We start from the raw sequence: 12133 nt of genomic DNA on the forward strand, positions 1-12133 counted from the left end.
CGCTAAATTTATTCAAGCACCTTTGATCTTCGACAAAATTCTTGCACTGCAGCGACTCTTGCCTGACGTATCGCTTCGGCAATTTTTTGCGGCTGTCCTATATGCGCCTGCGCCACAGCACCGGCATTAACTGCCTGCGCCGCCGCCAACGCCGCAATCAGATACGCCGGTTGCGGAAACTGTATATCGACCAGACCTGCACGCCCAAAACAATCACACTCGGCAGCCTTAAGCATATCAAAAAAACGCTGCGGCTTGCGAAAAGCATCGTTGCGTTCAAATAGTTCCAGCAAAGTGGCCGGGCGCATTTCCAGAGCGCGGCCGACATTACCGTGATCGCGCGCCGTCATGATGGCCAGATCGCGGCACTCGCCAGGTACTTTGAGGCGTTGGCAAACAGCCTCCACCAGAGCCACCCCGCGTTGTTCGTGACCGTGATGGCTAGGCCATTTCTCCGGATCACTGCTGCCCTTGCCCAGATCGTGCATCAAGGCGGCAAAACGGATCGCTAAAGAATGACCTTGTTGCGCCGCGTAATCGACCACCAGCATGACGTGCACGCCGGTGTCGATTTCAGGATGATGTTTGGGCGGTTGCGGCACGCCCCACAAGGCATCAAGCTCAGGCAACAGACGCTGAAGAGCGCCACATTCGCGCAAGACTTCAAACATACGTGACGGACGCACCTCCATCAGGCCACGCGCCAGCTCTTGCCAGACGCGCTCGGGCACCAAAGCATCGACCTCACCAGCAGCCACCATCTCTTGCATCAGGGCCATAGTCTCCGGCGCGACGCTAAAATTATTTGGCGCGACTGAAAAGCGTGCGGCAAAACGTGCCAGTCTTAAAATGCGTACCGGGTCTTCGGCAAAGGCGCTAGAAACATGACGAAAAATTCGATTTTGCAGATCTTGCTGTCCATGAAATGGATCAGTCAAGAGCCCAGCTTCATCCTGCGCAATCGCGTTCACCGTCAGGTCACGGCGTATCAGATCTTGTTCCAGCGTCACGCTGGCGTCGGTGTGAAATACAAACCCTTTATAACCAGCGGCGGTCTTGCGTTCGGTGCGCGCCAAGGCGTATTCTTCGTGGGTTTTCGGATGCAGAAACACCGGAAAATCCTTACCCACCGGCGTATAGCCCAGGGCCAACATTTGTGCCGGCGTCGCACCTATCACCACGTGGTCACGGTCTTGCACAGGCAAACCGAGCAAACGATCACGCACCGCACCACCGACGATATAGGTTTTCATCGTCAGTATTTATTTGCTAGACGGAAAATCATACTTAGGCAGATGATCCGCTTCATTGAGTGCATCTCGTATCCATTCAGCCACGGCCGGGTGCGCCTGCACTCTTTCTATATACGCTTGCAAGGCGGGAGCCAGCGACACGTTATAGGTTTTAAAGCGCATTACCACGGGTGCGAAATAGGCGTCGGCGATACTGAAATCGCCAAACAAGTAATGATGGGCACCGTAACGCGACAGGCAGTCTTCCCAAATTTCGCTAATACGCCCGATATCTGCCTGAGAACCGGCATTGCGGCCCTTGCCAGAAAAATCGGCCTTGATATTCATAGGCATGGAGGCCCGTAAATCGCTAAAACCAGAATGCATTTCGGCGCAAATACTGCGTGCGATAGCACGCGCCGCCACATCTTCCGGCCACAGATTTTGCAGTGGAAATTGCTCTGCCAAAAACTCACAGATTGCCAGAGAATCCCATACCACCACAGGATCGGCCAGCAGCACCGGGACCCGTCCTGCCAAGGAATACTCGGCTATATGCGCCGAGGTAGTCGGCTGATCCAGTACGATGTGTATCTCTTCAAATGGTATGGTAAACGCCTTCATCACTACCCAGGGGCGCATAGACCAGGAAGAATAATTTTTATTCCCTATGACCAATTGCATGGTCGGTTTTTTTGAGCCGCTCATTATACTTTCCAGCGTGGTCTCTAATTCTGTATCTTGCATGATTACCTCAACCTCAAAGTTTTGCTCTATTTAAAACTTGTTTTTTTTGGGCTTACGCACAATCGCTTCAGCTAGGCTTACCGTCGATGACAATATTTAATGCGTCAGGCGGATACAACAACGCTGGCGCGGTTTTGCCTAAGTCCTCTCTATCAAGGCAGATCGGCATCGTTGGCCGACATCCCTTTTGGCACCACCACACCGAGGCGTGCTTTCAGTGACTGCGGTTTTTTTTCAAAAATAGCGGCATAGTAAGTCGCGTTCGAGAGTACATTTTTAACGTAGCCACGGGTTTCTGAAAACGGTATGCTCTCTGCGAAAATCGCCCCTTCGACTGGCCGTGTCAAAGTCGAGCGCCAGGCACGTGGCCGCCCCGGTCCTGCGTTATAGGCCGCCGAGGCCAATGCTTGCGAACCACCCAGATCGGTCAAGACCATATTCAGATAACTGGTACCTAAGACGATATTGGTTTCTATGTCGTTGACCTGATTCGGCGCAAAACCATCCATGCCTATTTTTTTAGCAACATAACGCGCCGTCGCCGGCATCAATTGCATCAAGCCCGAGGCACCGACATGCGATTTGGCATTCATGATGAAACGCGATTCCTGACGTATCAAGCCATATACCCAGGCCATATCCACGCCCAGCGCTTGGGTGGTTTTGTACATGCTCTCGTTAAAGGGCGTAGGGAAGCGCTGACCGAAATCATTTTCAGCCTTGGTACGATCCGAGGTGCTGACCATGCGATCGAGCAGATTATTCTGGCGCGCCAATTCTGCCGCGACCAGATGCTGGCGCTCGCTCATCTTGCGTAGCTCCCAGTTCCACTCGCGGGTACCTTCAAAACGCAGATTCATGGCGTAAAATTTCAAGGCCCTTTGTAGATTTTCATTTTTCGCGATTGCGGCCATCTCTTCCATCGTGGCCGGTTTTGCGGTTAAAGGTACGCCGATTTTCTGGCCGCGTTCTTCCAGCGCCAGTTGCCCGTAAAAATGAAACTGATCGGCGATGCTGGCAAACAAAGCTTGCGCTTCTTCTTTTTTGCCCTCTTCCATCAGGGCCCGCCCTTGCCAGTAGATCCAGGCCGGTTCATTTTTTAAGGCCACAGGCATGCCTGCAATCCCGAATTTCACCATGGCCCAATCGCCTTCACGCAGAGCCGTGCGAACCCGCCATTGATATGCCTCTTGCGACAAAGTAGCCGCATCGGCTCTATGCCAATACGCCAGCGCTTCCGGTTTCAGCTTAAGTGCCGCCTGCAAAGCGATATGCGCCCAGCCTTGGGCGCGCTCGGTCTCGGAGAATTTAGCGCTGTATTGCGACAAGGTGTCCGCCGCCTCATCTGGATCGGTCTTGGCTAAGCGCCCCAAAGCAATCAGATACAGCTCATGCGCGGCTTTGCCATTAGCCGGAGCTTTTTTGAGTAAGGCGGCAGGTTTATCAATCGCCTGCGTGACGTCTTTTTCTGCCACATCGAGTAATTTTGCGATTCGCAGCGCCAGCGGCATGGCCGAATTTTCTGCCGCCATACGCATCTGCGTCCACAGGTCAGACTCAGAAAACTGGCCCTGCTCAGACAAATACGTCAACAATGTATAACAGCCGACGCCATAGTCGCGTGGCGCCACCAGCAAAGCACGCGCTTCCGCCGTTACTTTTTGCTGTTTGATGGCTTTCGAGAGCAGCGCATAACACTTCAACTGGGTGTCATCGGCCACTACAAATTGTGGGTATTGCTGGTCGAAAGTGTCCCATTCACCACGATGCGCCAGCACCAGCAACCAGTCGTTGCGCAAGCGATCGGCAATCGCGCTACCTTTGTACAGTATGAGAAATTCTTTGATTTCGGTGGTCGAGGCCGAGCGTATCCGCGTCCTGAGTACATAGTAATCAACATACGAACGGATCTCGTACCGACGTAATGCACTCGCGTGTTCTTGTGCCGCGCTGGCGTCGTCATGCATTGCGGCATCGCGCAAGGCCATGAATCTATCATCGTCAGTGACAAAAGTTTTCGCGGTTTTAGCCGCCAGCGCTTCAGACTGCGGTAGCAATGCTGCTACCATGGACAAACTCAGCTGAAAACTGACGCACAATGAAGCACGCAAACTCAGACGTGCTATTTTTTTCGGTAAAAACATGATCTACGGCTTTCTTTCTTTATCTTATTAACAGTATGACACAGCCATCCCTACTCAGTCGCCCTGCTCTGCGCAAAAATCTATTGGCATTGCGGCGCGATACCGATCCTAGTATGCGCCAGCAATGGGATCGTGCCATTGCGCAGAATTTACTCGTCTGGTGCCGGCAACATCGCCCCGCCAGTTTGGGCCTATTTTGGCCGATACGGGCCGAGCCCGACTTGCGCGAGATCTATCCAGAGCTACAAAAAATGGGAATACAGTTAGCGCTGCCTTTAGTGCAGGAAAAACAGCAGCCATTGTTATTCTTAGAATGGCAAAGTGGCGACGCCATGGATACGGATGAATACGGTATTCCGGTGCCAAAGCAGCGCGAGCGCAGCCTCATTCCGCAAGTCGTGCTGGTCCCCTGTGTTGGCTACAATCGCGATAAATTTCGTATGGGCTATGGCGGCGGCTACTATGACCGCACTCTGGCAAAGCAGCCGCGCCCCTTGGCGCTAGGCATCGCCTACGCGCAGGCGCAAGCCGATTTTGCGGCAGAAGCACATGACATCGCGATGGACGAAATTCTGACCGAAAACAGTAATCTAAAAAACTAATACGCATATCCCATACGCCTTAACGCGGCTTTTCGGGCTGCAGGGCGCATCCAGATTGCGCATTCGTTTTTGCTCAAATTAGGTTTCCCAGCGACAGTAATTCATGATTTAAAGCTAAAAGCAGATTGCCAAAGTTGGCGTTTTAGCATATTTTCCATGTTCGTTCCCATTTTAGGAAAAACTCCGTGAAATTGCTTACCGTACTCATGCTTAGCGCTGGCATCCTGTCTCCAGGATTGGCTTATTCTCAAATACCAACCGAAACTGCGCCCCCGCAATTAAGCAGAAGCGCGGCACTGGCCGCACCAGTCAAAGTTACCACGGTGGAAGGCATTACCGAATATCGCCTGGCGAACGGGATGCGCGTCATGTTATTTCCTGATCCTAGCAAAGCCAGTTTGACGACCAATATTATTTACATGGTCGGCTCGCGTCATGAAAATTATGGCGAAACCGGCATGGCGCATTTACTCGAACATCTGCTGTTTAAACCTAGTGCCAATTTTGGCGTCAAAAAAGGCACGAAGACGCCGGTCGAAGTGCTCAATGCAATAGGCGGGCAGTTCAACGGCACCACCTGGTACGACCGCACCAATTATTTTGCGACTTTCCCTGCCAATGACGACAACCTGCGTCAAATGCTGGCACTGGAAGCGGATCGCATGGTCAACGCCGCGATAGATCAAAACGATTTATGGAACACCAAGACCAATAAGGGCGAGATGACGGTGGTACGCAATGAGTTCGAAATGGGTGAAAGCGACCCTATCGGCGTCACCACAGAACGGATACAAGCGGTCGCCTACGACTGGCACAACTACGGCAAATCGACCATCGGTGCGCGCTCCGATATCGAGCAAGTGAATATCCCACGCCTGCGCGCATTCTATAAAAATTACTATCAGCCAGATAATGCCGCCCTGATGGTGGCAGGCCGCTTCGACGAAGCCAAAGTACTCAAGCAAGTCAATGAGCTATTCGGCCGCATCCCTAAACCTAGCCGCGTGCTTCAGCCAACTTACACTGCCGAACCGACTCAGGATGGCGAACGTGCTGTGACCGTAAGACGTAGCGGCGGCACGCAATTCATCGGAGCCGGCTACCATGCGGCTCCGTCTGGTCACCCAGATGCAGTGGCGCTGTCTTTGCTCAGCCGCATTTTGGTCGATGCCCCTAGTGGGCGTCTGCATAAAGCCCTGGTAGAGAGCAAACTGGCAACGCGCCTGGAACACGATCCGGTCAGCAATCTGGAGCCTGGTTATCGCATTTTCGGTGCCGTGGTGGCCAAAGAAGGCAATCTGGATCTGACCCAGGACGCGATGCTCAAGGTCTTAGAAAATCTGAAAACTCAGCCTATCACTGATGCCGAAGTGGCACGCGCCAAGCAGCAAATCAATAAGGGCATAGAGCTGGCGATGGCGGATACCGCCAATCTGACGATAGCCTTGACCGAATCGATGGCAGCCGGCGATTGGCGTCTATTTTTCCTGCAGCGCGATCAGATGGAAAAAATGGATGCCGCCAGCGTGCAAGCGGCGGCCGTCAAATATTTAAAACCGTCCAATCGCACCCTAGGTCGTTTCATCCCTACCGACAACGCGGATCGTACCGAAGTACCAGCCAAGACCAATGTGATGGCATCACTCAAAGGTTATACGGGGCGCGCAGCAGTGGCTCAGGGCGAGGCCTTCGATACCAGTCCTATGAATATAGAAACGCGCACGCAACGCTTCACACTGCCAGGCGGTTTGAAGGCTGCACTCTTGCCTAAGAAGACCAAGGGCGCGACGGTTAGCGCCACGCTGCAATTGCGACTAGGCAGCGAAGACAGTTTGAAAGGAAAATCACAAATAGGTGAATTTGCCGCGGCCATGCTCTTGAGCGGTACCGATAGACTGTCGCGCCAGGAAATCAAAGACAGCTTTGATCAACTCAAAGCGCAAGTTAGCATCAGCGGCAATGCTGAGGGTATTACCGCCAACATCACCAGCACCAAAGAAAATCTGCCGGCTGTGATCGATCTGCTGAGTGAAGTCTTGAAAAAATCGAACTTCCCTGCCAAAGAATTCCAGGAGCAACAACTGGCGGCAATCAATCGTGCCGAACAAGAAATCCCGGAACCTGAGCCTTTGGCATCGAATGCCATGGCGCGTCTGATCGATGCCACACCTGCCGGTCACGTCCGTCACGTCGGTACTTTGCAAGAGCAATTGGCCGAGACTAAGGCGGTCACGGTCGAGTCTGTGCGGGCTTTCCATACTGCCTTCTATGGCGCGAATAACGCAACATTTTCGGCCGTTGGCAATTTTGACGAGATCGCACTCAAGGCGCAATTAGCATCGCGTTTTGGCATGTGGAAATCGACTCAAGCCTATGTGCGGATACCTCGCAGCATCAAGACAGTGGCTGGTGCCAAGATTGCCCTGGAAACCCCGGATAAGGCCAATAGCATGTTGCTGGCGGTGCAGCCTTTGACGATCAACGATAGCGCCTCAACTTATCCGGCACTGCTGATCGCCAACCACATGCTCGGTGGCGGTGCCTTGCGCAGTCGTCTGGCCGATAGAATCCGTCAGAAAGAAGGTTTGTCTTACGGTGTAGGCTCACAACTCAATGTCCCGGCCCTGGATCCAGCGGGTATGTGGGTAGCCTACGCCATCAGTGCGCCGCAAAACACCGCAAAAGTAGAAGCGGCAATGCGGGAAGAAGTGCAAAAAGCACTGAGCAGCGGATTTACCGAAGAAGAATTGGTGGACGCGAAAAAGGCCTGGAAACAATCGAATGAAGTCAACCGTACTTCTGATGCCAGCCTGGCGCAACGTTTAGCTAGCTATCTCAAAATCGATCGCAGCATGCTGCATGATAAGGAGTTAGAAGCCAAAGTTGCAGCGCTGAGTCTGGCACAAGTCAACGATGCCCTGCGTCAAAATCTGAAAGCGGTGAACATCTCGGTGATCAGCGCCGGTGATTTTGCCAAGGCAGCCAAGGATGCTAAGGATACTACTGGCAAGTAAAACCAGCTAGCCAGGACGCAGAGTGGCAAATAAAAAAAGCTGTATCCTTCATCGGATACAGCTTTTTTATTCTCTACAATTTTGCTCAGCGCATGATCAAAATAAGATCCATGCCCGATCAAAGTCCGATCCAGCCCTGCACTATTCCTTAGTCGATTTGGCAGCGCCCGTCAGCACCGGCAACCCGGCTTTTTGCCAGGAGATCATGCCGCCTTCGACGTTCGTCAAAGTCGTAAAACCTGCGACCTCTAACAAGGCCTGAGCCGCCGCCGAACGCCGTCCCGAACGACAGATCAAAATCACCGGGCGACTCTTGTCGGCCCCCAGTTCTTGCAAGCGTTGTGGCAATTGCCCCAGCGGTATTAAAGTGCTATTGGGAGCATGCGCCTCGGCATATTCATCTAGCTCGCGTACGTCGAGCAGTAAGGCCCCACTATTTTGCAGGCTCGCTACTTGCAACACATCGATAGATTTCGGGCTAGCCGCCATGACCGCATGGCTCACTGAGAGACTGAGCAAGATCGCTACCCAGAAGGCGTGAATTTTTTTTGATTTCATATTGGCACCTTAAGCCTTAAGGATAGTGAGAAAGTTTCTTAGTCGTCAGGGCGACCCGCTTCAGAACCTAGTCTAGCTCTTACAGTTGTATTAACATAGTAACGCAAACCCACAAAACGCATGAAAAAATTCGTTCAGTTAAGACTTACAGCGTTACGACTTGCAGCGTCATCAATCTGCTCACACTCAAGAAAACGTCTTAAAACCCGTTCATAGAGATGTAGTGCAAGGCAGCGATGCGCCCAAGTACAGCTTTTTAGAAGTTCACAAATCAAACACGCATATTCTATGCGGGTTTACAGCCATTTTGCTGCCAACAGGCGCATGGAATATGCGCATTCATCTTGAGAACAGTTCATTCTCGAAAAAACGATCGAAATAATTCTCGAAATAACCCGCCTTATACCAATCTAAAATTAAGCTGTGCTGGTCTGCCTGAGATGTGTAATTGTGCCTGTGCTGCCGGCATCTGACTAAGCACTTTGCCGCGTCGTATAACGCATAATCGGGCGGCCCGCAAACGTAGCGCTTCGACAGGATTGCCGGCATCGAGTATCAGCAAATCGGCATGACAGCCCACTTGCAGACCATAGCCTTGCAAGCCCATGATCTTAGCCGGCGCTTCTGTGACGGCATGAAAGCACGCCTGCATCGCCTCTTGCCCCGTCATCTGCGCCACGTGCAAACCCATGTGAGCCACTTCCAGCATATCGGCCGACCCCAGGCTATACCAGGGATCCATCGCACAATCCTGGCCGAAGGCAACGTCTATGCCAGCGGCCATCAATTCTGGTACGCGAGTCATGCCGCGCCGCTTTGGATAGCTATCGTGGCGGCCTTGTAAGGTGATATTGATGAGAGGATTGGCGATCGCTGCCACGCCAGCTTCGCGCATCAAGGGTAATAGTTTACTGACATAATAATTATCCATGGAATGCATGGAAGTCAAATGCGAACCGGTAACCCTGCCCTGCATACCTAGTCTATGACTGTGATACGCCAGAGTTTCAATATGGCGCGACATCGGGTCGTCCGACTCGTCGCAGTGCATGTCGACTTGCAGACCTTTTTCTGCCGCGAATTCACACAACAGCCGCACCGATTCGGCACCGTCAGCCATGCTGCGCTCAAAATGCGGAATGCCCCCAACCACATCAATTCCCATGGCAATCGCCCGCTTCAGATTGGCGAAAGCGCTGGCGCTACGCAATAAACCATCTTGCGGAAACGCCACCAGTTGCAGATCTATATACGCTGCTACTTGCTGTTTAACCTGGAGTAAAGCTTCGACCGCCAATAATCTATCGTCACAAATATCGACATGACTGCGTATCGCCAGTAGGCCACGCGCTACCGCCCAATCGCAATATTGCAAGGCTCGCTCGACGATGGCATCTTGCGTCAACGTTGGTTTAAGCTCGCCCCATAATGCAATGCCCTCCAGCAAAGTGCCAGACTGGTTAACCCGCGGCAAACCATAACTGAGTGTGGCATCCATATGAAAATGTGCATCAACAAAAGGCGGACTCACCAGATTGCCATTGGCCTTGATCTCCGTGTGCGCCTGCAGCGGCAGCGCATGCTCTATTGCGACGATACGACCGTCAAGAATGCCGACATCCATCGCGCTACGGCCATCGGGCAAATTGGCATTACGTATGATGAGATCCATTGCTGCCATCCTATTTTTAATTGAGCACTGAAAAAGTGTAAACCTATCGCGTCACACTCTTTGAAAAATTTTGGTTTCGTCCAGAGTATGCGTCATAATCGCAACTACGAAAGGCAGGATCATATGGCAACTATGAAGCAGGTCGCGGAGAAGGCTAGGGTCTCAACCACCACGGTCTCTCACGTCATCAATAATACCCGAGTCGTTAGCGAAGACGCTAGAGAGCGTGTGCTCGCTGTCATCAAGCAAATGCGCTACATACCGAGTGCGGTTGCACGCAGTCTTAAGAACGACAAGACGCATACCTTGGGCATGATCATTCCAAATAATTCGAATCCCTATTTTGCTGAGGTTATTCAGGGCATAGAGGCCGAATCGTTTAAGCTGGGATACAACATTATCCTGTGCAACTCCTACGACGACCCAAAAAAGCAGGCGGCCTATACCAGGGTGCTGATGGAAAAACGCATCGATGGTTTGATCATCGTGTCATCTGGCTCCGATGAGGAACTCAATCAATTGCTGGCCGACGAAGACATCCCTAAAGTCTTGGTCGATAGGGAGGTACCAGGCTTGGCGGCCGATTTCATCGAGGCCGATCATGAGCAAGGTGGCTATCTGGCAACCAGGTATTTGCTCGATCTGGGGCATACGGATATCGCTTGCGTCTCAGGTCCAAAGACACTGCTGCCCAGTGGCGACAGGGTGCAGGGCTATTGGCGTGCGCTGAAAGAAGCAGGAATCGCTTTGCGTGAAGAATATCTGGCACACAGCGACTTTACCAGCCAGGGTGGATTTACCGCCTTTCAGCAACTGCTGGAACTGAAAAGACGGCCTAGTGCAATCTTCGCCAGCAATGACCTAATGGCCATAGGCGGCCTATGCGCAGCGCATCAAGCCGGCATGAAAATCCCCGAACAACTGTCCGTCATCGGCTATGACGATATCGCCCTAGCCTCTTTTAGTACTCCACCACTGACCACCATTGCCCAGCCCAAATACGAAATAGGTGTATTGACCGCGCAAGTGATGGTACAGCGTATCCGCAATCCAGAATCAGATTTGCAAAGAGAGAAACTAGAAACCAAGCTAGTGATACGGCAATCGACAGCCGCATTTAAAACTTAAAAACCGATTGCCACCGGAAGTAGCTCAGAGAGCAGCCGGTTCAAAACCTGTATTGCGATCAAGGCTATCATCGGCGAGAAATCTATGCCGCCCAATGCCGGGATTAATCTACGCAAGGGCGATAGGATAGGCTCGTTCAAGGCACGGATAAACGGAGCGAATGGCGCGTGCGGATTGACCCAGCTAAACACCGCCTCCAGTATCAACAAGGCCATCAAGCCATACAATATCCACTGTGCCATCTTAAATACGGCAAGTAGTACGAGAGTAACAAATGAGAGCTGCGGTAGTAACCAAAAATTAAGCAAGACGGCAAACAGTGCAACCAAAAATGTTGCAATCAAACTAGCCCAGTCATATCCGGCAAAACCGGGGATCAGGCGCCGTATTGGCCGCACCAGCCAGTCGGTAATTTGAAAAATCGATTGCGCTAAGCCAGACGGAGGCCGCACGCGCTGCGCCTGCATCCAAAACCGCAGCAATAAAAAACCGGCAAATAACCCGGCGACGGTATCGGTGATAAAGCTAAAAATTCCATACAACACGAAGCTACTCCCCATAAAAAAACCCACTGAGTGAAAATCACACAGTGGGTATTGTGCCTTATTACTGACAGGCATCCAAGCATGTCAACTTATGATGGACGGCTACCAGTAGGGAAAGGCCACGCTGCAGTTGGACTAACTACTGTTTTTGCATCCGGCGTAGCCGGTTTAGCAGCGACTACTGCTGCTGCTGCCGCTGCGGCTGGCTTAGCTGCTGCTTTTTTTGCTACTGGTTTAGCTGCTGGCTTAGCCGTCACTTTTTCCGCTGGCTTCGCTGCTGCTTTTGCTGCTGGCTTCGCTGCTGCTTTTGCTGCTGGCTTCGCTGCTGCTTTGGCTGCTGGCTTCGCTGCTGCTTTTGCTGCTGGCTTCGCTACTGCTTTTGCTGCTGGCTTCGCTGCTGCTTTGGCTGCTGGCTTCGCTGCTGCTTTTGCTACAGGTTTAGCTGCTGCTTTGGCTGCTGGCTTCGCGGCTGCTTTTTTCGCTACAGGTTT

At 52.2% G+C, this 12133-nt stretch carries 10 protein-coding genes; 4 read left to right on the plus strand and 6 right to left on the minus strand.

Features of this window, described 5'->3' with window-relative positions; all coding sequences use genetic code 11:
* Positions 1-8: 8 nt before the first annotated feature.
* The 3 genes from ACO0K8_RS16780 to ACO0K8_RS16790 form a co-directional block, all read right to left on the minus strand.
* Entirely contained in the window at positions 9-1253 is a 1245-nt protein-coding gene (locus tag ACO0K8_RS16780; RefSeq protein ID WP_422947807.1) for a multifunctional CCA addition/repair protein, read from the minus strand.
* A gap of 9 nt (positions 1254-1262) precedes the next feature.
* Complete coding sequence (locus ACO0K8_RS16785) at positions 1263-1979, minus strand: glutathione S-transferase family protein (RefSeq protein WP_422947808.1); 717 nt, start codon at positions 1977-1979, stop codon at positions 1263-1265.
* A 152-nt stretch (positions 1980-2131) separates the two neighbouring features.
* Entirely contained in the window at positions 2132-4123 is a 1992-nt protein-coding gene (locus ACO0K8_RS16790; protein WP_422947809.1) for a transglycosylase SLT domain-containing protein, read from the minus strand.
* Between the two features lie 35 nt (positions 4124-4158).
* Here ACO0K8_RS16790 and ACO0K8_RS16795 point away from each other — a divergent pair, with 35 nt between their 5' ends.
* Entirely contained in the window at positions 4159-4725 is a 567-nt protein-coding gene (locus ACO0K8_RS16795) for a 5-formyltetrahydrofolate cyclo-ligase (protein ID WP_422947810.1), read from the plus strand.
* Positions 4726-4910: 185 nt separating this feature from the next.
* Entirely contained in the window at positions 4911-7739 is a 2829-nt protein-coding gene (locus ACO0K8_RS16800; protein ID WP_422947811.1) for a M16 family metallopeptidase, read from the plus strand.
* 141 nt (positions 7740-7880) lie between these two features.
* Here the strand turns inward: ACO0K8_RS16800 and ACO0K8_RS16805 are convergent, their stop codons facing one another.
* Both ACO0K8_RS16805 and ACO0K8_RS16810 read right to left on the minus strand, forming a co-directional pair.
* The gene (locus tag ACO0K8_RS16805) at positions 7881-8297 is read right to left on the minus strand and encodes a rhodanese-like domain-containing protein (protein ID WP_422947812.1); all 417 of its coding nucleotides are present in this window, start codon (positions 8295-8297) and stop codon (positions 7881-7883) included.
* Positions 8298-8697: 400 nt separating this feature from the next.
* A complete protein-coding gene (locus ACO0K8_RS16810; protein WP_422947813.1) occupies positions 8698-9969 on the minus strand; it encodes an amidohydrolase family protein in 1272 nt (423 codons plus the stop codon).
* A 123-nt stretch (positions 9970-10092) separates the two neighbouring features.
* On the opposite strand from ACO0K8_RS16810, the gene ACO0K8_RS16815 reads away from it, so the two are divergent.
* Positions 10093-11097, plus strand: a complete 1005-nt coding sequence (locus ACO0K8_RS16815; protein ID WP_422947814.1) for a LacI family DNA-binding transcriptional regulator — start codon at positions 10093-10095, stop codon at positions 11095-11097.
* Here ACO0K8_RS16815 and ACO0K8_RS16820 read toward each other — a convergent pair.
* Positions 11094-11657 (minus strand): YggT family protein, encoded by a 564-nt coding sequence (locus ACO0K8_RS16820; protein WP_422947815.1) that lies wholly within the window; start codon positions 11655-11657, stop codon positions 11094-11096. The two genes, ACO0K8_RS16815 and ACO0K8_RS16820, sit on opposite strands and share 4 nt — an antisense overlap.
* Before the next feature lie 66 nt (positions 11658-11723).
* Here ACO0K8_RS16820 and ACO0K8_RS16825 point away from each other — a divergent pair.
* A partial coding sequence (locus ACO0K8_RS16825) for a hypothetical protein (protein ID WP_422947816.1) occupies positions 11724-12133 on the plus strand: 410 nt, incomplete at its 3' end.

The organism is Undibacterium sp. Ren11W, assembly GCF_049340485.1.
Classification (GTDB): Bacteria; Pseudomonadota; Gammaproteobacteria; order Burkholderiales; family Burkholderiaceae_D; genus Undibacterium.